Genomic DNA, 21,775 nt, shown 5'->3' on the forward strand with positions numbered 1-21,775 from the left:
AGTCTGGCGCCGGCCCTCAGGTAGAGCCGGAGTCAAACACGCAGAGGGGTAAAATGCCTCTTTCCGCACCTCGACGCGCCCCGCCCCAGCGGGGCGCTTTGCCTTTCCCCATGTCCGAAAAAACCCACGACATCCGCCCCGGCCAGTCGATCGAACTGCTCAAGGCCCTGCACATCCTGACCCGCGACGGCAAGATGAACCAGGACAGCCGCCGCAAGCTCAAGCAGGTCTACCACCTGTTCCAGTTCATCGAGCCGCTGCTCAAGGACGTCCAAGCGCAACGCGGCGCCGTCACGCTGGCCGACCACGGCGCGGGCAAGTCGTATCTTGGTTTCATCCTGTACGACCTGTTCTTCAAGGATCAGCCCGAGGCGCTGAAGAACGGCTCGCATATCTACGGCATCGAAACGCGGGAAGAACTGGTGAAGTCGTCGGAGGAACTGGCCAAGCGGCTGGGCTTTGGCGGTATGTCGTTTCTGAACCTCTCGGTTGCAGAATCGATCACCTCGAACAAGCTTCCCGCATCGATCGACGTCGTTACCGCCCTGCACGCCTGCAATACCGCCACCGACGACGCAATTCATTTTGCGTTGGAGAAGAAAGCCAAATACATCGTGGTCGTGCCGTGCTGCCAGGCGGAAGTGGCTTCGGTGCTGCGGAAAAACAAGGCAAAAGCGCTGGCCGATCCGCTTGCCGAGATCTGGCGGCATCCGCTGCACACGCGGGAGTTCGGTAGCCAGATTACGAATGTGCTGCGGTGCCTGCAGCTTGAGGCGCATGGGTATCAGGTCAGCGTGACTGAACTGGTGGGCTGGGAACACTCGATGAAGAATGAGCTGATCATTGCGCAACACAAGAATCTGCCGACTCGTAAGCCGGCTGAGCGGTTGACCGAGATGTTGGACAGGATCGGCCTACAGGAACTGAAAGATCGATTTTTCTTGCCGCAAGCTGCGTAATACGCAAAAGGACCACCAGCGCCGATGAATTTTTCTCAATACCTTGATCGGGTTCGAGCGGTATGCGACGCGCACGGTCACGCGCTAAACCTCAACCCGGGCGCGGCGGAATCGGTGTTGGAAGCGGTAGAGGCGGAACTTGGCTTCCTTATCGCTGCGGACGCCCGGCAGGCTTGGCTTCGTGCCAATGGGGCCGAGCGCGATGAGCCGGTGTTCATGCAGCCGGGCTATCTGACGGCTTATGATTTTCTGCCGTTGGAAAAGGCGATTGCGGCACGAGCGCGTATGGCGGATCGAGCATCGCGATATGTCGGATACGAAGAACCAGAGCCGCGCGATGCGCGCATCAGAGACGGCTGGTTTCACCCCGGATGGCTACCCTTCGCCAGCTTCGGCGGCGCAACACTGCTGTTGATGGTCGACCACTCGCCGAGCGAAACCGGCACGCCGGGGCAGATCATCGCTTTCACGCACGACCCGGATCAGATTACGTGGGTGGCACCGAGCTTCGCGGCACTGCTGGCGGGATCGATCACAGAGATCGAGGCCGACCCGGATGAATTTCTGGGGGAGTATTGAAACCGGGAGTCAATCAAGTCCCGGACAAGGCGGCGTGCGCGAAATGTTAATGATCTTTATCTTCCCCCTTGTATTTGTCGGCACCCTGGCAATCTGGCTAGCATGTGTTGCGAAGGGACGCTCACTAAAAAAAGCGCCGCCTGCGCTTACCACCACCCTCATCGCATTGGTGATTTGCTACGCAATGGGGCTGCTAGCGATATCGTTTGACCCATGGTTTGACGACAACGGGGTGCCAGAATTCATCTCCTGGAAATATCGTTGGGCATGGGCGGCAGAGTACGCGGGCTGGCTCGCAATTGTTATCCTGCCTGCGGGTCTCGGACTTCGGGCAGCCTTCGTTTCGCGCGCTCGGCGTCAGGAAAGCCCCCGGTAAGCAGCGCGCAGCAGACCTCTCCGTGATATCTCAGCGCAAGACGGATCGTTCTTTCCTGTCAGGTTGTTCGGGGCTGCACGCCGTCGGATCGAGTGCAGCTATCCGCCAAATCGTTCAATTGATCTTGAACCATGCCAATGGCAATGGGCGGAAACACGACACACCACATGTTGAACCGTTTCGTGGATCGACGGCTGGAGGAACCGCGCTTAGACCAGGCATCTCTCAAAGCACCGCCCAGCGACCACAGGAGGAGAGCTGTAGACAGCGGCGCCAGCAGAAAAAACAGTGCGGCGGCACGCGGGGTGAATAGTTTCGACGACGGATGGACGAAAGCCATCTCACCAAAAATCCGATAGAACCAATGGGTGGTAGCTATCAAGCCCGCAACGAATGCGGCGGTCATTCCGACTAGGACTAAGAAGAGAATCGGAACGCCGAGTGCGATGTGAAAAATTTGTAGCGGCCAAATACTTCCTAGCGCGACCCCGGCCCCAAAGACCGACCAAAACAACGCGGCGACCCATCTTACGCTTTTACCGCGACGATGTACTGGCTTGAGCGGACAATGCCGCGCTTCCGGCGGGGCATCAAATCCAGCCCGAACTGTTATCAGCAGTATCAGAGCAATCCCCATTGCGCTTATGCTAACCAGTACCCCATAGCCGGCGGTAGTTGATCTGTAGACGAATTCGGCTTGGCTGAGGCCTGCATGGTAGTGAATCATTTCACAAACCGATATCAAGACAAAGGCGCCTCCAAATGCATAGCGATCGACCACCACACTGGCAACCATGAGCGTCAAGGCCAATAGGAAAGCCGATCTGACCATGCTCCCAATAAACTTCGAAAAAGAGAGAATCAGCGCTTCGAGAAGGTTGTCAACCGGCGCATCCAGGCTCAGCCACACAGCCAGATAGCCGGCCACGCATATCGCGGACAGCATGATCATGCGCGGTATCGTCCTGGTGCTCGCGATCAGCATACCGAGCAGCAAGCCGGAAATGGAACCGGCTTGTGCAATCTGTTCCGCTGTGTCGGACGAGAAAAGCATTGCGTGCGGAAAAGCACGGAACCAAGGTATGGATTCTAGGAATACTTCGAATGCAAATGCCGTAAGCATCCAAACGCCGATTAGTGCCCAAAAGCGATAGGAACTGGCGAGGTCCGCGAGCGTCCAGCGAACGGAAACAGATTTTGGCTGCATGAGTAGCACAGTGTTGTCGTAAGAAGATGCCCGTTTAAAACCACTGCGCCAGGCGTTGCGGAAATAAGGCACCTTCGAAAATGCTGGACCTGCTTTCCAGGTTGGTTTGTCGGCAACGCGTGCTGTTTGCCCCTCGTATCGAAAAGGGACGAAAATGCCACCCTTGGCGTTCCTGCCAGCATGCGTCCTGCCTATACTCGCCCTGCGATCGCGACAACGATCGTCCGGTTTGACAGCCGGAATGACAAAGGGCGGACAGCCGCTGCAATAGCGGCGCTTCTATGTCCGTAGGCTGACGCACGCCTCTCTATGGGCGGGCCTTGGCTGGGGCACGCGTGCGTGCGCCGGTTTCCTTTGTCACCGGTCTGTCAACCCGGCCATGTGCCCGCCCACCTCGATTGACAGCGGGGCGCGGGCTTGACGACAGAGGAAACCTCATGAACGACCACCCCTACACCCTTGACCGCTGGGCGACGCCGGATGATCCGGAAATCAGCTCCATTCGGTTTGCAGATCTTCGGAGTATCGAACGAGCATCCCAAGGCATTTGGGCCATCGCCCGGATTGTGGGCAATGGCGTCAATGAGTCCGACGCTTCCGAGATCCGACCCTTAGATCCTTGGGTCACTTCCAACTTGCTGGGGGGAGTTGAAGCCCTCTGCGTCACATAGCAAATATTCTGGAAGAGTCGCTTGACGGGCCACCGCTAAACTTCGGGTCGGGAAACGGGGAAAAGCCTGTCCATTAGTACGGACCAGCGCTGCCGGCCCGCGCTCTCCGACGCCGGCCGGTAATATCATCAGCGATGTCAGCGCAGAACTACCATGTTGCTATGTGGCCTGTGGTGAAGATGCGGAATCAGAATCCGCATGGACTCCCGCCAATTCATTCATCTGATCCTGCACCATGCCCATGGCAACTGGCGGAAACACGACGCACCACGCATTGAACCATCCCATAGAGCGGGGACTTGAGGAAGGTCGCAGCGCTCTGGCCTCACGAAGAACGACGCCCAGCGTAAACATGAGAATGGGGGTTGCGAGGGGAACCAACAGGAAAAACAGCAGCGCCGCTCTGGGCGTGAACAATTTCGAAGACTGGTGGATATACGCCACCTCGCCATGGATTCGGTAGACCCAGTATGCGGTGGCGGCCAGGCTGACTACGAATGCGACAGACACCGCTGTCATCCAGTACATGATTGCCTCCCCGCTCATTGTGACCAGCGCGGTCAACCAAGTCACGCCGCCAAAGGCCGCCCACGGTAAGGCAGAGATTATCAATACCGTTACACCCTCTCTGAACGTCGGATTGAGCGGCCGGTGCCGCGGGGCCGGCGCTTCATCGAACAAGCGGCCACGAGTCGACGCCAGCAGTAGCAAAACGGTCGCCATCCCACCTGCGCCGTAGAGTGCCCAAAGGTCATGATCGACCTGCGTATGAAAGGTGTACGACGCCGCCACGGAAGTACCCCAATCGTTCATCACCTGGAAAGCCGTCAACACGGCGAAAGCGCCAGCAAACGCGAATCGGTCTGACATGGCTGCTGCCAGATTGACGGTGATGGCAAAAGCGAGAGCCTATCGAACGAGTTGCCCCAAAAATGCCAGATACAAAGCGAACCCAACGCTCATTTCGGGCAGGACCAACCACGCGATGACATAGCTGCTCATGCATACGGCAGCCATTGCTGCCAAGCCTTTAGTTGATTTCGCCTGTGCCAGAACGATGCCAAGCAAAATACCGAAGCAATTTCCGCCATACCAAAAGTATGGGATCAGTTCTCGAACAAGGTATTTCTCATTGCCATAGGTCAGTGAAGGCCATGCTGATCTGAATACCATCACCCCATACGCTGCTGCAATCAACACGCCGATCAGCGACCAAAATCGCCACGTGCTGGCTAAGTCCGCGAGTGTCCAGCGCGCGGAAACCGGTTCTGTTTGCATAGGTACCACCGAAGTTGAGATTGAGAAGATGCCGTACATGCACCGGCACCGCGTTTTCGTTCGTTCTCAGGTGGTTGGCGGCGTATCGCGCCCGGCCTCGTCATAAATCGGGCCATCCTGCTGCGGGCGCTTTTCTTCGCAGGCAAAAAAATGGCCGTGACTTGCGCCACGGCCCCAGGCATCGGCTAACTGCGTCACCCTACCTATGCCCCAACTTTTAACGCGATTTAGCCGCCGCTGCTTTATCCAGATTACTCGCCGCAGACCATCATGAAATCTGAAGCTGCCGGTCTACAGCGAGCGCTCGCTGGGAACGGAATATGGATTTATCAGCGTTTCCACCTGCAGCACATCGCATGCTGCAGGCGTATGAAACCACCGCGGCAATCATTACGGAAATAAGACTACTTCGAATCTTTTGGGAAACTTGGCAGACTGGCCGTGATGAATGATCGGCTTCGGTAGATAAAACGCCGAGCGCGTTATTCAGAATGAGAGCATTTTGAAATTCTGCCCAGCACCACGCTGACGGGGCGCTGGGCATTCTATCGGGGCGAGGCGTCAGGTGTTCGACGATCCCGGCCGCGTCGCGTTCAAGTACCCGCGCAGCTGCACCGTGGCGGGATCAGGACGCCTTCACCAATTCAGACAAGCCGCGGGCCGCGTCAGTCTCCAGAGCTTCGACGCAACCGATCGGAAGACTGTTTATTCAACCGTTTGGCTTCGTCTTCCGCGTAATCTTCCTCACCCGATTCGTACTGGCCTTCATAGCCGCAGCTGCTGCGAAGCAATCCGCACTCGCCGACGACCGAGCAGCCCGAACTCATGGCGGCAAGAAACAACACAACACCGTAGCGGCTTAACGTTTGAATCGACATATCGCTCCTTGGGAATGGGTCTGGCATTCGTCACACATAGGATGCCATTGTGCAGGGGCGAAGATGTGTCGGCAGGCGCGCTGCGGCGTTTCGAATTGTCTCTGGCTGTAGGCTGACGATTGTCCACGCCCCTGCGCAGTCATAGATGCCGATGGCTGCAGCCCATGACCTGACCCGTCAGTTCGCCGATCAGGCCCGCCAGCCCTTCCGCACTCTCGCGATCCAGTCCTTCGCATTGCACCATCCGGAATCCCATCGCCAGGCTGTAATGCCAATCGAGTTCAAGGATGCGATAACTGCGTCCGCTTTCCTCGCATTGCCATTGGACGGCCGGGTTCTCGTAGGCTTCGCCGATGAAGTCGATGTGCGACTCGGCTGGCATCGGCATGGCGGGTTCGTTTGATCCCGGCACGCTCGGCGCGAAAAGATTTTCGCCGACCATGACGCGGGGATTCGGCCCATCGAAGGCCAGCAACATGAGCGGAAAGTGTCTGGGATCGGCGTCGTAATCCTCTCTGACAGCATCGCTCAGGTAGGGTCTGGCCGCCGGGCCGAGGCAGTATTGGACGCTGCGCCATGACGCGTCATCTCCGTCGAAACCGTCGTCGTTGTTGGCGCGGTAGGGAATGGTGTCGCCATGCGCCGGCAGGACATAACCCCCTTCCAGCAGCCGCGCTTCCAACGCGGGCCAATTGGGCGGCGGCAGGTGGAAGTCGCGGGGGAAGATGAATTGATGGTGTTCAGACATGGGCGGAATCCGAAAGCCGTGAGGTTTTGGCGATGTCAGTTAATGACGAGCGCGTACTGAAACGGTGATGCCGGAGTATTACAGAAATAGGTGCCGGACCAAACCCGCCCGTATTCAGCCACCCCGCAAAGGAGGACAATAATCGCCGGAACGAACGGAGCGAATCCATGCGCGCTTTCGTGCAAAAGCCCAAGGCGGCGGTTCACAAAGGGCCGGCCGCAAGCCGCAAACGGGACGCGGCGGATAAGCGTGCAGCGTCGCGCACGCCGCCAGATGGGGCTGCGCGCGATACGAAACTTCAGCGGTGGCGTCCGGTTCATTCGGTCTCCGCGATATCCGTGCATCCCCCCGGCACGCACCTTGCGATCAGTCATCCCGGCGACGCGTCAGAGCAGGAAGCGCATCGCATGTCCGGACACGTGATGCGCATGCCGCAATCCCAAGACGACCAGGCGCACGGCGCCGTGCCGTCCACCTTGCAACCCACACCGGTTCCACCGCCCCCGCTTCTGCGGCCGGCCGAGCCGCGCAACGCGGCATCGCTCGATGACATTCCTGGCCTTCGCGACGTGCTATCCATCCAAGGCCGTCCCCTCGATGCGCATACCCGCGCCTTCATGGAGTCTCGTTTCCAGCGCGACTTCAGCCACGTCCAGCTGCATTCCGATGCGCTGGCGATTGCTTCTGCAAATGCCGTTGACGCCCGGGCCTATACCGTCGGCCATCACATCGTTCTGAACGCGGGTCAGTACGCGCCGGGCACGACCGCAGGCCGCGCGCTGCTGGCGCATGAGCTGGCGCACGTGGTTCAGCAATCGTCGATGAGCGCGCACGGCGCCCGTCTTCTCCAGCGCGACGCAAGCGGTCCGACCTATGGCAATCTGCCCAGGGATCTGCCGGCGCCGGGATCGTCGGGCGAAGTCGTCCGGCTCAGGAACGTCAACGGCACGTGGAAGGAGGTCGGCCCAAAGTACGTCCGCACGGCGCGCGGCAACTATGACTTTGTAGTGAAAGACGGCGAGATCTTCGCCGTCAAGTCGAAGAGAACGGTCGGCGGCGGATATGGTCACACCGAAGCGGCGCGCGGCGAACGCGTCAACTGGGCGGGCCAAGTGGATTTCGAGAGCGGCAAGGTCAAGACCTGGAACGATGGCACGGGTCACTATCGATCCTTATCGACCATGCGCGACCCCGCCGTGCGAGCCGAGCTACCCGACGAAAAGTTCGTTCAGCACCCGGATAACGTGGGACGCCCCCGGCCAAGAGGGTCCCTGCCCCAACTCCCCGTCGAACAACCCGCCACCAAACCCCGCATTCCCGGCGAACAGCCCAAGGTCCCCGCCGGCCCGCCTCGGATGGAGGAATTTGAACAACGCTTCGGCAAGAAAGCTGCGTCCGCGCCCGCCGCCACCACCGCCGCCCTGGCCGAAGAAGCTGGATCGGTCCTGAAAGTCCAAGGGCGCGCGGCCTCGGCGTTGAGCAAGATCGGCAGCGCCGCCGGCTGGGTGGCCGACTTCCTGATGCCCGGCCCGCAGGACGCGATCATGCTGATGGTGCAATTTGCGATGACCTACGCCGAGGCGCAGGAAGCGGCGCGCGCGGAAGGGATGCGCACGGGCTTCGGCCACGGTCTTAGCGCTGGATTGCTGCGGTTAAGCCGAAGCTGGATCCGCGACAACCTGGCGTCCAGGGTCATCAGCCGCAGCGTCGCGAGCGAGGTGGCGGCTACCACCGGGTATCGGGAGAAAGGCGTGGTTCAGGGCCTGGTGGCGGGCATCTCGTTTGCCGAGCGGCTCAATGCGGATCAGCGCAAGGCCCTGCTGAAAGAAGCGACGCGTGCCATGCGGGCCAAGGGTGATGACGTGACGTTACGCGCCCGCTGGGAGCGTGGCTACACCGCCAACGACATCATCGACCTGTCCGTCGCACTGGCGCCGCGAATCGACGAAATCCTGGAGGAGGCGCGCAAGAACGAGGAACTGCGCCAGGCGGCCGAGGCGTGGGAAAAGCTGAAGAAGTATGGGCCGCTTTTGCCACTGGCGCCGTTGTTCGAGCAGTAGCCGGTGTGGCATAGTCGCTGTGCCCTGCCCGACCGCTTCCCATCCATGCGCAACTCGCCCGATCCTTTCGCTCCTCCCCGCAAACAGCGTGCTGCAAAATCCAATTCGCTGCTGTGGATTCTTGAGCCGCTCGAAAGCGACGCAAGCTTCACGCATCGCAAGATGTTCGGCGCCGACGCCGCGTATCTGGACGGCTTGCTGTATCTGATCGTCGCCGATCGGGACGATCCGTGGAACGGGGTCATGGTCTGCACGTCGCAGGAACGTCATGCGGCGCTGCTGGCGGACATTCCCGACCTCTTGCCGCATCCGGTGCTGGGCAAGTGGCTGTACTTGCCGCAGTCGAGCGAGTCCTTCGAATCGACTGCGGCAACGCTGGCGGCATTGGCCGTTGCGCGCGATCCGCGCCTGGGCGTGGCGCCCAAGCCGAAGGCGCGGCGCAGCAAGGCGCGCACGATCGGCCAATAGGCCGCCTGAATGCCAGACCGCCAGTGCGTCAATCCCCCACTCGCACCACCAGCTTCCCGAAGTTCTTGCCTTCGAGCAGACCGATCAGCGCTTCGGGCGCATTTTCAAGACCTTCGACCACATCCTCGCGCCACCGCAGCTTGCCCTCGCGGATCCACTGCCCGGCCACGTTCAGGAACTCGTCTTCCTGTTCCTTCGGGAAATCGAACACGATGAACCCCTTCATGGTGATACGCCGCGAAAGGATTTCGCGCATGGTGGCGGGCAGGCGGTCGGGACCGCTCCGGTCGGCGGGGCCGTCGTTGTAATTGGCGATCAGGCCGCACACCGGCACGCGGGCAAAGTCGTTCAGCAGCGGCAGCACGGCATCCCACACATGGCCGCTGACGTTCTCAAAGTACACGTCGATGCCGTCAGGGCAGGCTTCGGCCAGCTTCTGCGCAAAATCCGGCGCATGGTGGTCCACGACAACATCAAAGCCCAGCTCTTCCTTCACAAAGGCGCACTTCTCCGGCCCGCCCGCGATGCCCACGACGCGCGCGCCCTTGATGCGTGCAATCTGGCCGACGACGGAACCCACCGCGCCGCTCGCGGCCGCGACGACGACGGTCTCACCTGGCTTGGGTTGGCCGATGTTCAGCAGCCCGACATAGGCCGTCAGACCCGGCATGCCCAGCACGCCCAGCGCGGTCGAGGGCGGCGCGTTCGCGGGATCGAGCCGGCGCAGGCCGGTACCGTCGGACAGCGCGTAGCGTTGCCAGCCGGCAGACGACAGGACGATGTCGCCTTCGCGCCAGTCGGGATGGCGCGACGTATGAACACGGGCAATCGTGCCGCCGACCATCACATCGCCGATTTCCATGGGCGTGGCGTAGGATTTTTCGTCGCTGACGCGCCAGCGCATGTAGGGATCCAGCGACAGGGTCTGAACTTCCAGCAGCAGCTGACCGTCGGCCGGTTCCGGAACAGGCACGCGTTCGACGCGGAAATCGGTGGCTTTGGGGCGGCCGACGGGCCGGGAGGCGAGGACGACGCGTAGGTTTTGGGGGTGTGTCATGGTGGATGGTTCCTTGAGTTGAGTCGGACATTTCGCGACAAGGGTCATCCTAGGCACGCGCCAGGGTTACAGCTAGACTGATATCTCGTAAACCAGATTTCAGGTATTGATAATGTCAGCCGATTTCGACCCTGCCCTGCTCCGCACCTTTGTCGCCGTCTGCCGCTACGGCAGCCTGAGCCGCGCAGCGGACCAATCCGGCCGCGCGCAATCGGCGCTCAGTACGCAGATCCGCCGTCTGGAGGAAATGGTGGGCAAACGGCTGCTGCATCGCACCGGCCGCGGCATGGCGCCCACCACCGAGGGCGAGGTGCTGCTCAGTTACGCCAACCGCATCCTCGCGCTGGGCGAGGCGGCCGCAGCGCGGCTGCGCGAGCGCGCGGTCGCCGGCAGCGTTCGCATCGGGCTGTCCGAGGACGTGGCGGTGGCCGCCTTGCCGGCGGCGCTGGGCCGCCTGCGGCGCGCGTGTCCCAATCTGCATCTGGACGTTGTCATCGACGACGGCGAGCGGCTTGCCGCGCGTTGGCAGGACGGCACGCTGGACGTGGCGGTGGGCGCCTGCGTCGGCTTTGTCGATGAACCCATCGAGTCCTGGACCGTGGATCTGCACTGGGTTTGCGGCATCGACGAAACCCTGGACCCGGACCAGCCGCTGGACGTGATCGTCTATGCCGAACCGTGCTCCTGGCGCCGGCTGGCGTTTGATGCGCTGACGGCGTCGGGGCGGGATTTTCGGGTGTCGCTGACCAGTCACAACGTGGGCGCCACGATCGCGGCTGTCGAGAACGGCCTAGGCGTGGCCTTGCTGACGAACGAATGTCTGCGGCCCGACACGATGCGCGTGATTTCCATCGGCGATGAAGGCGCGTTGCCGCTGAGCGCGCAATTTGGCCTGTACGCGGCGCATCGTCTGAACGAAAGCGGCCAGGCCGCCGTGTCGCTGTTGCGCGAAAGCCTTCGGGGGTGGACGGCGCAGGCCATACCGCGGGAGGCGGCGCTCATCACCGCCTGACGCAGAACGAACGGATCGCGCACATCGGGCGCCACGCGTCTGGCGCAGTTTCGCGCCAGATTTGTTACTCCTGTCCCGCCCCTCCCGGTGCCACACTGTTCCCATTCCCCCCGCCCGAACAGGGCGCACGGGAACTACAGACACCAGAAGGATCACCCCATGACCACACCCCCAGCATCCGCAGGCGACGGCGCCCACGCCGCCATGCAGACGCCCCCGGTCGTATCCGCTGAAGACTGGGAAGCCGCCCGCCAACAACTGCTCATCAAGGAAAAGGCCCACACCCGCGCCCGCGACGCGCTGGCTGCCGAGCGCCGCCGCATGCCCTGGACGGCGGTGGACAAGGAATACGTCTTTGATGGCCCGTCCGGCAAGGTCACGCTGCGCGACCTGTTCGACGGCCGCCGGCAACTCATCGTCTACCGCGCGTTTCACGAGCCGGGCGTATTCGGCTGGCCGGACCACGCGTGCCGAGGCTGTTCGATGGTGGCGGACCAGGTTGCGCATCTGGCACACCTGAACGCCCGCGACACGACGCTGGTCTTCGTGTCCCGCGCGCCGCAGGCGGACATTGAACGGCTGAAGGCGCGCATGGGCTGGACGATGCCGTGGTTCACGCTGACCGACGGCTTCGATGCGGACTTCGGCGTGGACGAATGGCACGGCACCAACGTGTTCTTTCGCGACGGCGACCGCATTTATCGCACTTACTTCCTGAACAACCGTGGCGACGAGCAGATGGGCGGCACGTGGAACTACCTGGACATCACGCCGCTGGGACGGCAGGAGACCTGGGAAGATTCCCCTGCGGGCTATCCGCAGACGCCGCCGTACAAGTGGTGGAACTGGCACGACAGCTATGTGCAGGATGCGCCGCCGGATCAGAAGTGGGTCGAGGTCTCCGACGCGGGCGAGAAGGCGTTCCGGAATCACTGCGATCCGAAGTAGGAAGGCGTCGCAGCAGCGCGCGTGATTCAACGCTTACTTCAGCGCCTGTTTAAAATCAGCGCTCGCAAATTCTGCAGCGCGCGTCATGAAAATCGACCAAGGCCCCAACAACCGCCGTTCGCGTTCCCGAGTCAGCCAGCATGAGCAGTGAGCTGGCTGACTGGAAACGCGCCCTCCTGCCTTGCCGACTTCCCGCAATTGCCGCGCTGGTGCTTGCCGGCGTCGCCATCTACTGCTTCAACGCGGCAAAAGACGTCCGTCTGCCCTATGACCCCGCGAAGCTGAACACGATCAGCCTGCGGGTGGACAAGGTGGCAAGCTGCGACACCCGGGCGAAGATTCGCGGGCGGTGGGAGCACTATGGCGCGCTCTGCGTGTATTCAGGCAACTATCCCTACATGGTGTTCAAGTTTTATGAAGCGACCTATAGGGTTCCGTATACCGAGGGAGAGCAAGTAGAGTTTGCGGTGCAGGAAAACGATGCGCAGCTTGCCGACAGCACGATTGCGCTTCAGTACAACATGGCCATTCCCGTCCGGGTTTATGGCGTGCGCAAGAACGGTGAAACGCTGGTCGATGCAAAGCTGGTGCACGACGCGAACTACGCGCGCAAGATGAAATTCAACATGAACGGGTGGATCGCACTGATTCTGGCGGCCGGCGCAGCGGTCATCACGTTCAAGCGTGCCCGGAAGATCCTGAACGAATCGATGTGGTGAATCTCAAGCGCGCTCGCTTTCACGACTGAGCACGCGGGTCCAAGCGTGCAGCAACGTGACCGCGTCCTCGTCGGACACATACTGCGGCGCGGCGCGCGCCATCGCGGCAAACAGCAGCGCATCGCAAGCCGCTTGCCACATCGGCTTCAACACCTGTTCGGTCTCGCCGTCTTCCTCGATCAAGGTAAACGCGTTGCCGCCGTCCAGTTGCTCGGCGCGCTGCCGCAGTTGGCTGTGGATCAGCAGAAAGCCGGAGTGAACCGGCGACCGGGCCTTGTCGCCCCGCCGCGTGGCGGCCAACGCGCCGCGCCAATTGCTTTCTTCATCCGCAGCCGACTCGCCGTCCTCTTGCGACCAGCGCATCCACGCGCGGCTGTAGGCCATCCAGGCGTTCTCCGGCAGGTTGTCGGCCAGCGCCTGCGCCTCGCTGCGCGACAGCGTATTGATCTGCGCGATGATCTCCAGCACCGCCTCGCCCTTCGGGCCGAACAGCACCGACAACGGCAACGCTTCCAGCAATTCGATGGCACTGGCGCGCCAGTAGCCCGGCTGCGCAACCAGATCGGACATATCACCCTGCTTCTCGACGCGCACGCGCCAGAGCTTTCCGGGCCAGCGGCTGCCAATAACGATGGAGTCAAGCGACTGGTCCACCACGATCCACGGCGGAACAGGCTTTATCAACGCCACGCGGTCCGCAGTCCGCATCAGCTTGAATGCGGGGTCGGGCAGGTCGAACCAGTACCCGACAGGCATCGCTTGCCGTACGGCCGTCAGACCCGCGTCGGTCACGTCGCCGCCGCAATGCCGGCACACGCGCGCCTCACGCAGAATGCGCTCGCCGCAATGCAGGCATTCGATATGCGTGGAAAGAAGCGGCTGGCTGGCGAGCGGCGACCGGTTGGGAATGCGCTTGAGGAAAATGCCCGCGACCGGCGCACTGATCAGGCCGGCAAGCAAGGCCCACCCAATGCCATTGCGCCCGCGACGCTTGGCCATGAAGCCGACCACGATCGCGAGTGCGATCCAGAGAAAGATGATGAGAAGCATGGCGCGATGTTAAACCGAGGGGATTCGGTCTTGCGCTGAGTGGATTCGACGAGCCGGCAGAACCGGGCACCGCAAGCGCTCGCGACCGACCCGGAAGCAAACACTTTTTCACCCCGAACGGCCTACACCCGTCGCCTCCTCGCGCGAGCCGGGGTAATCTCCAGCCAGGAGATGATTTGATGTACCTCGTTGGTCACCCACAAAAAGGAAGCGCAAATGCTTGATATCACTTCGAAATTCCGCAGGACTGCCGTCGCCGCCATCACGTTGGGCATGGCAGGTTTTCTTTTTGCGGGCTGCACCACGACGGATTCGCGGGCTACGGCCACCGCCGCCGAAAAGCGTCAGGAACTGGATGCCGCCACGGCGGCCACGCTGTCCAAGCTGTATGAATCCTCGCCGCAATCACGGCAACTCGTGGAACGCGCCCGAGGCGTCCTGGTGTTTCCGGCGGTGCTGAGCGCCAGCTTCATCGTGGGCGCCCAGCATGGGACAGGCGTGCTGCAGGTCAGCGGTCAGGACAAGGGCTACTACAGCATTACGGGCGGATCCATCGGCTTTCAGGCGGGCGCGCAGTCCAAGGCGATGGTGCTGCTTTTCATGACGGACGACGCGCTGGCCAAGTTCCGGGCCAGCAGCGGCTGGACCATCGGCGCGGACGCGACCGTCGCCGTGGCCAACGTGGGCGTCAACGGCAGCATCGATTCCAACACCGCGCAGCAACCCATCGTCGGCTTCGTGATGAACAACGGCGGCCTGATGGCGGGCGTGTCGGTGGATGGCAGCAAGATTTCGCCGCTGCTGCTGTAGCGACTGCGCCGGCGCGGGAGGTCCGCGCCGGCCTCGATTTTGACAAGGAGATCACGCGTGATTACCGAAGAGGACAAGAAGCACCTGGCACGCTGCGTCGAGCTGGCCCGACAGGCGCTCGATGCGGGCGACCAGCCGTTTGGATCGGTGCTGGTGTCGGGCGACGGGCGGGTGCTGTTTGAAGACCACAACCACGTCTCCAGCGGCGACCGTACGCGGCATCCGGAATTCGAGATTGCCCGCTGGGCCGCCAACAATGTGCCGCAAGCCGAGCGTGCGGCCTGCACGGTGTACACGTCCGGCGAGCACTGTTCGATGTGTTCCGCGGCGCACGGCTGGGTGGGACTTGGCCGGATCGTCTACGCCGTGTCGTCGGCCCAGTACGCCGAATGGATGCGCGGTTGGGGCGTGCCACCGTCGGCCGTGCGGCCTCTGCCCATCTCCGAAGTGGTCAATGGCATCGAGGCCGAAGGGCCCGTGCCGGAATTCGTCGAACAGGTGCGCGCGCTTCATGAAGAGAATGTGCGGCGCAGGGCTTGACGAGCATCGGCTCGCGGTTCGGTGAAGCATTCTGTTTTCCAGCTAACGAATGGATACAGCTGCGCTAGATACCGCAATTATTTGCGCGCACGGGCGTGATAATTTGGCGCCCGTGCCGTAATCGGGGTCAGGGTCGACGACCGGTCCCATCAAGACGAAAGACGGCGCATCCCTCTCCTCTCTTGATACAGACCATGCAAACTCACGTTGCCCGTGCCTTGGGAATCAAACGCAAGTCCGGAAATCTGCTTCTCGCGTTGGGCCTGGCATTCGCCTCTGCCCCCACCTTCGCGCAACAGGATCCTGGCGCAGCCATCCTGCCCCCGCGCGCCAACTCGGGCAATCAGGCCCCGGCCCCGCAGCAAGCCCCGGCCCAGCGGGCCCCCGCTCAGCAAGCTCCGGTGCAAAGGGCACCCGCGCAACAGGCTCCTGCTCAGCAAGCGCCCGTTCAGCAAACCGGCGGCTCCCTGGCGCCCGTGCAAAAAACCCAGATCAACGACCAGGCCGCCTACGAACGGCTCCTGAACAACAGCGGCGTGACGCTGCAATGGCTGTGGTCCGCCAAGCGCGGCAAAATGAACGCGATCGACGACAACGACGTCGTGCGCCTGGAAGGTACGCAGGCCAACCACGAAGGCACCTTGAAGGTCAAAGGCGAGGTCGTCTCCATTGGCCGCGACAGCTTCGTGCTGCGTGGCACTATCCTGATCCTGGACGCGCCGGACAAGGGCCGCCGCTGCGAACGCACGGGCGATTACGAGTTCAAGGCGACCGGCAAGCGCAAGTACTGGCGCATGCAGCAGATGGAAGCGTGCGGCGGCCTGACCGATTACGTCGACATCTACTACTGACCTTTCAGAAGCGACCCGCCCCATGCCACCCACCGCAATCAAATGGCTCGTCAGCGTCGTCTTCGGATTGCTGATCGGAAGCGCCAGCTTTGGCATCACCAATCCGCTGTTGTTGGCGGTGTTCGGCGTATATCCGAGCGCGGGGGCAGGTGCTGAGCCACTGGATTCGGCTCTGCTGGATCGGGTCGCAATGGCCAGCGTGGTCCTCTATGTCCTGGTGGCCGTCGTGTCGGCCGTGGCGCTGGCGCGCATTGCCAACCTGCGCCGTCTGTTCGGCTGGGGCTGCGCGACGCTGGGGGTGATGTTGCTGCTGACAGCGGCGATTGCCATGCTGCAGATCGATCCTGCGATGCACACCGGCGGCGGCGCCGGCGCGCGGGATGCCAATACGGCGCTGTTCTTTACCCTGCTGATCTTTGGCCTGCCGTACATCGGCGGCGGTCTGGTGCTGACGATCGGCGGCGCGGTGCTGATCCGGAAGAATCGGGATAAGTCTGCATGAGATATGTCGCGCTCGGTCAACACCGCAGCGAATATCCGGAACCGATCACCTTCGCACAAGGCACGCTGCTGACGGTCGGAGAACAGTACAAAGGGCCCGAAGGTTGGGACAACTGGTACTTCTGCACGACGTCGGGGCATTCCGGAGGCTGGGTTCCGGGCCAGATCATCGACAGGATCGACGCGGGGCAAGGCCGCGCATTACGCGCCTATACCGCGAGGGAACTGGACGTGGACGAAGGCGACGAGCTGGCCGGCTCGGAGCAACTCAATGGCTGGATGTGGTGCAGCCGGCTATCGGACGGCCAGAGCGGCTGGGTGCCACTGACACTGGTGCGCAAGATCGAAGACTGACAACCGTGCGGCGCGTCCTATTTCCCGGCGCCGGTATTGCAGTTTGAAACGTTTAGCCGCCTTTCGTCCAAATGGTCCTGGGAAAGACCCCGGTACAATCCCCGCGCTCTCCCCTATTTCTTTCCCGGCAGTCCCATCCCCATGTCCAACCTCATCGTCCACGGCGGCACGCCTTTGCGCGGCCGCGTCGTCCCTTCGGCCAACAAGAACGCGGTGCTGCCGATCCTGTGCGCCACGCTGCTGACCGATCAGCCGTTGACATTGCATGGGGTGCCGGACATCACCGATGTGCGCAAGATCCTGGACATCTTCCGCACGCTGGGCAGTGACGTCCGGCTGGACGATGCGACGCGCACGCTGGCGCTGCATCACAAGAACACGGTTTTCGATGCGGCAAACCACCGGCTGCCCGAGGAGATGCGTTCGTCGATCATGCTGGTGCCGCCGCTGCTGGCGCGCTTTGGCGTGGCGCGGCTGGAGGACAACGTCAAGGGATGCACGCTGGGGGTGCGCGAGATCGATCCCCACGTGGACATCTTCCGATCGTTCGGCGGCCAGGTGGAACGCGCCAGCGGGTCACTGCTGGTGCGCGCGAGCAGTCCGCTCAAGCCCACGCATCATTGGCTGGACTATGCGTCCGTGACCACGACCGAGAACTTCGTGTTGTGCGCGGCCGCGGCTGAAGGCGAGTCGTCGTTGACCAATGCGGCGTCCGAGCCGCACGTGCAGGAGTTCTGCCGGTTCATGGCGATGATGGGCGCCGATATCGACGGCATCGGCACGTCGCGGCTGGTGGTGCGCGGCGGCAAGCGTCTGGGCGGCGGCGAGTTCACGTTTGAAGAAGATTTCCACGAGATCACGACCTTCCTCGCGCTGGGCGCGATCACGGGCGGCGACGTGGTGGTGCGCAATCGCACGCCGGGCAATTTTCCGCTGATCGACCGCACGTTCGCCAAGTTCGGCGTGCGAATCGAGCACAAGGACGGCTGGTCCCGCGCGCTGCGGGACGGGCCTTTGAAGGTGCAGACGCCGTTCACCAGCAACGTGCTGACCAAGGTCGAGGCGGCGCCCTGGCCTTACTTTCCGGTGGACCTGTTGCCGATCTTCATTGCGCTGGGCGTGTGCGCCGAGGGCAATGCGATGTTCTGGAACAAGGTCTATGACGGCGCGCTGGGCTGGACGGGCGAGCTGTCCAAATTTGGTGCGCACGTGTTCTCGTCGGACCCGCACCGCGTGGTGACGTTTGGCGGCAATCCGCTGACGCCAGGCGTGGTCGAAAGCCCCTACATCATCCGCGTGGCGATCGCGCTGTTCATGGTGGCCAGCAGCATCAAGGGACGTTCGGAGATTCGCAACGCCACGCCGATCCGACGCGCCCATCCGCGCTTTGTCGAGAACCTGCGCAGCCTGGGCGTGCAGGTCGAGTGGGCGAACGACGAGTAAGCCGAGGATTCATCAGCCGAAGCTGAATCGACTGAGGCGATAGCGACCGAAACTGAAGCAATCGAAGTCGAATCAACCGAAAAAGGGCGTCCTGGCGACGCCCTTTTTTTGCGCGCTCACCGGCCGCCAGAGGATGCCAGCGATGCTGCCCGGAACGCTGCGCCGATCACGCGCGCGGTCAACCCGCCGCCGCCGCAACAGCAGGCGCCGGCGCCGGCGCGATCGGCGTCAGGCCGAACCGCTTCATCGTCTCCATCATCCGGGCCTTGTCCGGCGGCCCGCCGCCGTTGATCAGCGCCGCCATCTCGCGGAAGTAATCCGCGCTGATTTCCGGCGTGTTGATCACCAGCGCCTTGGCCATGACCGCGTGCGGGTTGCTGAATGCATGGGCCACACCGGTCGGCGTGGTCATCGAATCGCCGGGACGAAGGTCGCGCGTTTCTGCGCCGACGGTAAAGCGCAGCGTGCCTTCAAGCACGTAAATCAATTCCTCGTTGTCGTGGCTATGCGGCGGCGGCACGTTCGAGCCGGGCGGCACACACAATTCAAACGCCCCCATGCGGTTCCCCCGCCCGCTTGGCTGGAGATAGCGGATTTCCAGTTGGCCCACGCGGATCACTTCTTCTGCATCGAATGCTTGCGCTACGTTCATGGCATACTCCCGTGTAAAGTTACTTTACGTGCCAGTGTACAAATTTTTTACGCCATGTCCAGCAAAAAAAATAGCGCCGCATCCGAACCGCAAGCGGGCCTGCCGATGATCGGTTCGTTGCTGCGGCTGCCGCGCGAACACGTGGTCGCGCGCATGCTGTCGACCGTCAACGCGCAGGGATTCGACGTGTCGTTGACCGAACTCGGCGTCTTCATGTATCCCGGTCCGCATGGGCGCCGGCCGATCGAGCTGGCCCGCCAATGCAATATGTCGCGCCAGGCGATGAACTACGTGCTGGCGGAACTGGAGCGGCGCGGCTATCTGCTGCGCCGGCCGGGCGCCGCGTCAAATTCGACAGAGCTGCAGCTTACGGATAAGGGCCAGCAGATGTACGTGCTGATGCGCAGTTGCGTGACCGACGTCGAACGGGAATGGAAAGACCACCTGGGCGAGCAGCGCTTCAACGCGCTGCGCGAGACCTTGCAGGATCTGTCTGCGTGGCTGGGCAAGGTGGATTGATGCCATGGAACGATGCGTCACAACGCGCTGCGGATTTTTGATTTACGCCGCACTGCTGACACGGAACTGAATGTTATTGTCTTGTCTTTCCGGCACGCAGGCGACCCATCGCCGGCATGCTTGAACGCCATCCACAAGGAGCCGCAATGAAGTTGATCCCGTCCCTGTTGCTGGGCGCAAGTGCGCTGTCGATGACCTTCGCCGCGACCGCCGCGCCGGTCACGTATGACCTTGATCCCTCGCACACGTACCCCAGCTTCGAGGCCGATCACTTTGGCGGCCTGTCGACCTGGCGGGGCAAGTTCAACCAGTCCAGCGGCGTGGTCGTGCTGGACCGCGCGGCGCGCACCGGCACCCTGGAAGTCACCGTGGACATCAAGTCGGTGGACTTCGGCCACGACGAAATGAACCAGCACGCGATCGCGCCGGATATCTTCGACGCAGCCAAGTACCCCACCGCCACGTTCAAGGGCAAGTTCACCAAGTTCGACGGCGACAAGCCGGAGGAAGCCACGGGCGACCTGACGCTGCGCGGCGTCACGCGCCAGGTGAAGCTTGATATCGACGACTTCAAGTGCATCGATCACCCGATGATCAAGCGCGAGGTCTGCGGCGCCGATGTCTCCACGGAATTCAGCCGCAAGGACTTTGGCATGAATTTCGGGTTGGACATGGGCTTCAAGCCGGAGGTGAAGCTGAAGATCCAGGTCGAGGCCATCCGCCAGCAGTGATGCTGACGTGGGCAGAGTTAAGGACCGGCACTGCCGGTCCTTTTTGTTGCGCGCGGGATGCCCTACCCTTGCCCAGCCCGAGCCTGCGCCAGGAAATCCAGTACTGCCCGGTACGATCCTTCGTTCCCCGCAGCATTGGCAGACGGCGTGCCGCCCGCATCCAGCAGCAGTCCCGACATCGCGTGCGGTTTGTTGATCAGCGTGGCGGGCAGGCAGGGATAGTGGACATGGTGGCCCGCCCCGGCGCAGACGTAGTGGTTCGTGGGCAGATCGAACGCCTGTCGCTGCCTCACCACCATTTCGGAATACGCGGTGCTGGGCCAGAAGCCGTCGTCCGACGCGCTGACCAGCATGACCGGACCGGGATAGTTTTCGACGGGAATGCGCGCGCGCTCGAAGGCCGAAGCATCGCGCGTGGCGCTCAGGAATGCCAGGGTCTGGCGATACGGCGGCTCGGAGGCATAGGCGGCGTTCCAGTCGGCCGTGGCGTTGTCTTGCCACAGGTGCGGCAGGGGCTCGCCATGCCGGGTCCAGACCTGGGCATCGCGGCCCGTGCCCGGCGCGCCGGCGCTGACCACGCCGTGCATCACGGGCGACGGCACGTACGCGACGACCGCGCTGACCAAGTCGGGGAAATGCGAGGCAACGAGCAACGATGTCTCTCCACCCCGGCTGATGCCCGACACCGCCACGAAGCCGTCGCGCGGCTGCAGCGATTTGCGGACCCATTTCAGGGCGGCTTCGAAGTATTCGAGCGGCATGTCGTTCAAGTACTTCGGACGGCCGTCGTAGTTGAAGATCGCCAACGCCAGGCATTGATAGCCGCGAGCGGCAAACAGCGCGGCGCGGGGCGCGTTGACGCCACCCGACGAGCCGTTCATGTAGACCACGACGGGATGCGGGCCGGGTCCGGCCGGCACGAATAGTTCGCCGGACAGCGACATGCCGTCCACCTCTTCGCGCACGGACCGGTGCGTGACACCGTCCGCCAGGAAGTCCTGCACCAAAGTGGCCTCGGCCGACAGCGCACCATTCGTGGCGTGAAGGTGCACGGTCAGCGCATCCGTGCTGTCGGGCGGAAACACCACGCGGTCCATGTCCTGGCACACCATGGACCAGACGATGCCCATGGCCGATGGCTCGGCGTACGAGCCGGACACCGGGCTATCGCGCCGCAAGTCCAGCCGTCCGTCGTGGCCGGCCACGAACACGGCCTCCGAGCGCCACGCCGCGCCGCACATGTGCATGCTGGCCGTGACGGTGATAAAGGCATAAGCCGGAAAGCCTTCGATGCGGATGTCGCGCTCGACGTCGATCAGCGCGCGTTCGGGCGTTACGGTGATACGGGGCTGTGTCACTGTCGT

At 62.4% G+C, this 21,775-nt stretch carries 25 protein-coding genes; 16 read left to right on the plus strand and 9 right to left on the minus strand.

The annotated features are described in order from the left end of the window. The first annotated feature begins 110 nt into the window (after positions 1-110). Entirely contained in the window at positions 111-959 is an 849-nt protein-coding gene (locus B2W22_RS08055; protein ID WP_286937344.1) for a class I SAM-dependent methyltransferase, read from the plus strand. Positions 960-983: 24 nt separating this feature from the next. Beyond that, positions 984-1,538: an SMI1/KNR4 family protein gene (locus tag B2W22_RS08060; protein WP_286937114.1), complete on the plus strand. Its 555-nt coding sequence runs from the start codon at positions 984-986 to the stop codon at positions 1,536-1,538. Positions 1,539-1,972: 434 nt separating this feature from the next. Here the strand turns inward: B2W22_RS08060 and B2W22_RS08065 are convergent, their stop codons facing one another. Continuing rightward, positions 1,973-3,193, minus strand: a complete 1,221-nt coding sequence (locus B2W22_RS08065; protein ID WP_286937116.1) for a hypothetical protein — start codon at positions 3,191-3,193, stop codon at positions 1,973-1,975. 365 nt (positions 3,194-3,558) lie between these two features. Between B2W22_RS08065 and B2W22_RS08070 the strand changes: the two genes are divergently transcribed. Continuing rightward, a complete protein-coding gene (locus tag B2W22_RS08070) occupies positions 3,559-3,792 on the plus strand; it encodes a hypothetical protein (protein ID WP_286937119.1) in 234 nt (77 codons plus the stop codon). A gap of 159 nt (positions 3,793-3,951) precedes the next feature. Here the strand turns inward: B2W22_RS08070 and B2W22_RS08075 are convergent, their stop codons facing one another. The 4 genes from B2W22_RS08075 to B2W22_RS08090 all read right to left on the minus strand — a co-directional run bounded on the left by B2W22_RS08075 (position 3,952) and on the right by B2W22_RS08090 (position 6,696). Further along, positions 3,952-4,662, minus strand: a complete 711-nt coding sequence (locus B2W22_RS08075; RefSeq protein WP_286937121.1) for a hypothetical protein — start codon at positions 4,660-4,662, stop codon at positions 3,952-3,954. 39 nt (positions 4,663-4,701) lie between these two features. Beyond that, complete coding sequence (locus tag B2W22_RS08080; protein ID WP_286937123.1) at positions 4,702-5,109, minus strand: hypothetical protein; 408 nt, start codon at positions 5,107-5,109, stop codon at positions 4,702-4,704. Between the two features lie 626 nt (positions 5,110-5,735). After that, positions 5,736-5,948 carry a hypothetical protein gene (locus tag B2W22_RS08085; protein WP_175121166.1) on the minus strand — a complete coding sequence of 71 codons (213 nt, stop codon included), beginning with the start codon at positions 5,946-5,948 and terminating at the stop codon, positions 5,736-5,738. Between the two features lie 139 nt (positions 5,949-6,087). Continuing rightward, a complete protein-coding gene (locus B2W22_RS08090; RefSeq protein ID WP_175121165.1) occupies positions 6,088-6,696 on the minus strand; it encodes a hypothetical protein in 609 nt (202 codons plus the stop codon). A 167-nt stretch (positions 6,697-6,863) separates the two neighbouring features. On the opposite strand from B2W22_RS08090, the gene B2W22_RS08095 reads away from it, so the two are divergent. Together B2W22_RS08095 and B2W22_RS08100 are read left to right on the plus strand one after the other, a co-directional pair. Continuing rightward, positions 6,864-8,756 (plus strand): DUF4157 domain-containing protein, encoded by a 1,893-nt coding sequence (locus B2W22_RS08095; RefSeq protein ID WP_286937126.1) that lies wholly within the window; start codon positions 6,864-6,866, stop codon positions 8,754-8,756. Between the two features lie 45 nt (positions 8,757-8,801). Further along, on the plus strand, positions 8,802-9,224 hold the full coding sequence (locus tag B2W22_RS08100) for a hypothetical protein (RefSeq protein ID WP_175121164.1): 423 nt from the start codon (positions 8,802-8,804) through the stop codon (positions 9,222-9,224). Between the two features lie 28 nt (positions 9,225-9,252). Here B2W22_RS08100 and B2W22_RS08105 read toward each other — a convergent pair whose 3' ends face one another. Beyond that, positions 9,253-10,281, minus strand: coding sequence for an NADP-dependent oxidoreductase (locus B2W22_RS08105; protein ID WP_286937129.1), 1,029 nt, complete (start codon positions 10,279-10,281; stop codon positions 9,253-9,255). 112 nt (positions 10,282-10,393) lie between these two features. On the opposite strand from B2W22_RS08105, the gene B2W22_RS08110 reads away from it, so the two are divergent. The 3 genes from B2W22_RS08110 to B2W22_RS08120 all read left to right on the plus strand — a co-directional run bounded on the left by B2W22_RS08110 (position 10,394) and on the right by B2W22_RS08120 (position 12,960). Next, the gene (locus B2W22_RS08110) at positions 10,394-11,293 is read left to right on the plus strand and encodes a LysR family transcriptional regulator (protein WP_175136198.1); all 900 of its coding nucleotides are present in this window, start codon (positions 10,394-10,396) and stop codon (positions 11,291-11,293) included. Positions 11,294-11,497: 204 nt separating this feature from the next. After that, positions 11,498-12,241, plus strand: coding sequence for a DUF899 domain-containing protein (locus B2W22_RS08115; protein ID WP_414631949.1), 744 nt, complete (start codon positions 11,498-11,500; stop codon positions 12,239-12,241). Positions 12,242-12,381: 140 nt separating this feature from the next. Next, positions 12,382-12,960 (plus strand): hypothetical protein, encoded by a 579-nt coding sequence (locus B2W22_RS08120; protein ID WP_175121160.1) that lies wholly within the window; start codon positions 12,382-12,384, stop codon positions 12,958-12,960. A gap of 3 nt (positions 12,961-12,963) precedes the next feature. On the opposite strand, the gene B2W22_RS08125 is transcribed toward B2W22_RS08120, so the two are convergent. Beyond that, the gene (locus tag B2W22_RS08125; protein WP_286937135.1) at positions 12,964-14,010 is read right to left on the minus strand and encodes a hypothetical protein; all 1,047 of its coding nucleotides are present in this window, start codon (positions 14,008-14,010) and stop codon (positions 12,964-12,966) included. A 216-nt stretch (positions 14,011-14,226) separates the two neighbouring features. On the opposite strand from B2W22_RS08125, the gene B2W22_RS08130 reads away from it, so the two are divergent. The 6 genes from B2W22_RS08130 to B2W22_RS08155 all read left to right on the plus strand — a co-directional run bounded on the left by B2W22_RS08130 (position 14,227) and on the right by B2W22_RS08155 (position 18,509). Further along, positions 14,227-14,820: a BPSL1445 family SYLF domain-containing lipoprotein gene (locus B2W22_RS08130; RefSeq protein WP_175136195.1), complete on the plus strand. Its 594-nt coding sequence runs from the start codon at positions 14,227-14,229 to the stop codon at positions 14,818-14,820. Between the two features lie 57 nt (positions 14,821-14,877). Further along, on the plus strand, positions 14,878-15,360 hold the full coding sequence (locus tag B2W22_RS08135) for a nucleoside deaminase (protein ID WP_286937136.1): 483 nt from the start codon (positions 14,878-14,880) through the stop codon (positions 15,358-15,360). Between the two features lie 476 nt (positions 15,361-15,836). Continuing rightward, on the plus strand, positions 15,837-16,211 hold the full coding sequence (locus B2W22_RS08140; RefSeq protein ID WP_286937137.1) for a hypothetical protein: 375 nt from the start codon (positions 15,837-15,839) through the stop codon (positions 16,209-16,211). 22 nt (positions 16,212-16,233) lie between these two features. Further along, entirely contained in the window at positions 16,234-16,713 is a 480-nt protein-coding gene (locus B2W22_RS08145) for a hypothetical protein (protein ID WP_286937138.1), read from the plus strand. After that, a complete protein-coding gene (locus B2W22_RS08150; RefSeq protein ID WP_175121155.1) occupies positions 16,710-17,066 on the plus strand; it encodes an SH3 domain-containing protein in 357 nt (118 codons plus the stop codon). The genes B2W22_RS08145 and B2W22_RS08150 overlap by 4 nt, the downstream gene beginning before the upstream one ends. 141 nt (positions 17,067-17,207) lie before the next feature. Then, the gene (locus B2W22_RS08155) at positions 17,208-18,509 is read left to right on the plus strand and encodes a UDP-N-acetylglucosamine 1-carboxyvinyltransferase (RefSeq protein WP_286937141.1); all 1,302 of its coding nucleotides are present in this window, start codon (positions 17,208-17,210) and stop codon (positions 18,507-18,509) included. A gap of 178 nt (positions 18,510-18,687) precedes the next feature. On the opposite strand, the gene B2W22_RS08160 is transcribed toward B2W22_RS08155, so the two are convergent. After that, positions 18,688-19,161: a cupin domain-containing protein gene (locus B2W22_RS08160; protein ID WP_175136186.1), complete on the minus strand. Its 474-nt coding sequence runs from the start codon at positions 19,159-19,161 to the stop codon at positions 18,688-18,690. 54 nt (positions 19,162-19,215) lie between these two features. Between B2W22_RS08160 and B2W22_RS08165 the strand changes: the two genes are divergently transcribed. Then, the gene (locus B2W22_RS08165) at positions 19,216-19,680 is read left to right on the plus strand and encodes a MarR family winged helix-turn-helix transcriptional regulator (RefSeq protein ID WP_286937144.1); all 465 of its coding nucleotides are present in this window, start codon (positions 19,216-19,218) and stop codon (positions 19,678-19,680) included. Positions 19,681-19,826: 146 nt separating this feature from the next. Then, positions 19,827-20,411, plus strand: coding sequence for a YceI family protein (locus B2W22_RS08170; RefSeq protein ID WP_175136185.1), 585 nt, complete (start codon positions 19,827-19,829; stop codon positions 20,409-20,411). A 62-nt stretch (positions 20,412-20,473) separates the two neighbouring features. On the opposite strand, the gene B2W22_RS08175 is transcribed toward B2W22_RS08170, so the two are convergent. Continuing rightward, positions 20,474-21,769 carry an acyl-CoA thioesterase/bile acid-CoA:amino acid N-acyltransferase family protein gene (locus B2W22_RS08175; protein WP_175121151.1) on the minus strand — a complete coding sequence of 432 codons (1,296 nt, stop codon included), beginning with the start codon at positions 21,767-21,769 and terminating at the stop codon, positions 20,474-20,476. Positions 21,770-21,775: the final 6 nt, after the last annotated feature.

It is taken from the genome of Achromobacter sp. UBA4530 (genome assembly GCF_002388205.1).
GTDB lineage: Bacteria > Pseudomonadota > Gammaproteobacteria > Burkholderiales > Burkholderiaceae_B > Achromobacter > Achromobacter animicus.

What these genes read in the sequence shown, in the direction of transcription:
- B2W22_RS08055 (WP_286937344.1), top strand. Translation starts at nt 111, where the DNA reads ATGTCCGAAAAAACCCACGACATCCGCCCCGGCCAGTCGATCGAACTG.
- B2W22_RS08060 (WP_286937114.1), top strand. Translation starts at nt 984, where the DNA reads ATGAATTTTTCTCAATACCTTGATCGGGTTCGAGCGGTATGCGACGCG.
- B2W22_RS08070 (WP_286937119.1), top strand. Translation starts at nt 3,559, where the DNA reads ATGAACGACCACCCCTACACCCTTGACCGCTGGGCGACGCCGGATGAT.
- B2W22_RS08075 (WP_286937121.1), bottom strand. Translation starts at nt 4,662, where the DNA reads ATGTCAGACCGATTCGCGTTTGCTGGCGCTTTCGCCGTGTTGACGGCT.
- B2W22_RS08080 (WP_286937123.1), bottom strand. Translation starts at nt 5,109, where the DNA reads ATGTACGGCATCTTCTCAATCTCAACTTCGGTGGTACCTATGCAAACA.
- B2W22_RS08085 (WP_175121166.1), bottom strand. Translation starts at nt 5,948, where the DNA reads ATGTCGATTCAAACGTTAAGCCGCTACGGTGTTGTGTTGTTTCTTGCC.
- B2W22_RS08090 (WP_175121165.1), bottom strand. Translation starts at nt 6,696, where the DNA reads ATGTCTGAACACCATCAATTCATCTTCCCCCGCGACTTCCACCTGCCG.
- B2W22_RS08095 (WP_286937126.1), top strand. Translation starts at nt 6,864, where the DNA reads ATGCGCGCTTTCGTGCAAAAGCCCAAGGCGGCGGTTCACAAAGGGCCG.
- B2W22_RS08100 (WP_175121164.1), top strand. Translation starts at nt 8,802, where the DNA reads ATGCGCAACTCGCCCGATCCTTTCGCTCCTCCCCGCAAACAGCGTGCT.
- B2W22_RS08105 (WP_286937129.1), bottom strand. Translation starts at nt 10,281, where the DNA reads ATGACACACCCCCAAAACCTACGCGTCGTCCTCGCCTCCCGGCCCGTC.
- B2W22_RS08110 (WP_175136198.1), top strand. Translation starts at nt 10,394, where the DNA reads ATGTCAGCCGATTTCGACCCTGCCCTGCTCCGCACCTTTGTCGCCGTC.
- B2W22_RS08115 (WP_414631949.1), top strand. Translation starts at nt 11,498, where the DNA reads ATGCAGACGCCCCCGGTCGTATCCGCTGAAGACTGGGAAGCCGCCCGC.
- B2W22_RS08120 (WP_175121160.1), top strand. Translation starts at nt 12,382, where the DNA reads ATGAGCAGTGAGCTGGCTGACTGGAAACGCGCCCTCCTGCCTTGCCGA.
- B2W22_RS08125 (WP_286937135.1), bottom strand. Translation starts at nt 14,010, where the DNA reads ATGCTTCTCATCATCTTTCTCTGGATCGCACTCGCGATCGTGGTCGGC.
- B2W22_RS08130 (WP_175136195.1), top strand. Translation starts at nt 14,227, where the DNA reads ATGCTTGATATCACTTCGAAATTCCGCAGGACTGCCGTCGCCGCCATC.
- B2W22_RS08145 (WP_286937138.1), top strand. Translation starts at nt 16,234, where the DNA reads ATGCCACCCACCGCAATCAAATGGCTCGTCAGCGTCGTCTTCGGATTG.
- B2W22_RS08150 (WP_175121155.1), top strand. Translation starts at nt 16,710, where the DNA reads ATGAGATATGTCGCGCTCGGTCAACACCGCAGCGAATATCCGGAACCG.
- B2W22_RS08155 (WP_286937141.1), top strand. Translation starts at nt 17,208, where the DNA reads ATGTCCAACCTCATCGTCCACGGCGGCACGCCTTTGCGCGGCCGCGTC.
- B2W22_RS08160 (WP_175136186.1), bottom strand. Translation starts at nt 19,161, where the DNA reads ATGAACGTAGCGCAAGCATTCGATGCAGAAGAAGTGATCCGCGTGGGC.
- B2W22_RS08165 (WP_286937144.1), top strand. Translation starts at nt 19,216, where the DNA reads ATGTCCAGCAAAAAAAATAGCGCCGCATCCGAACCGCAAGCGGGCCTG.
- B2W22_RS08170 (WP_175136185.1), top strand. Translation starts at nt 19,827, where the DNA reads ATGAAGTTGATCCCGTCCCTGTTGCTGGGCGCAAGTGCGCTGTCGATG.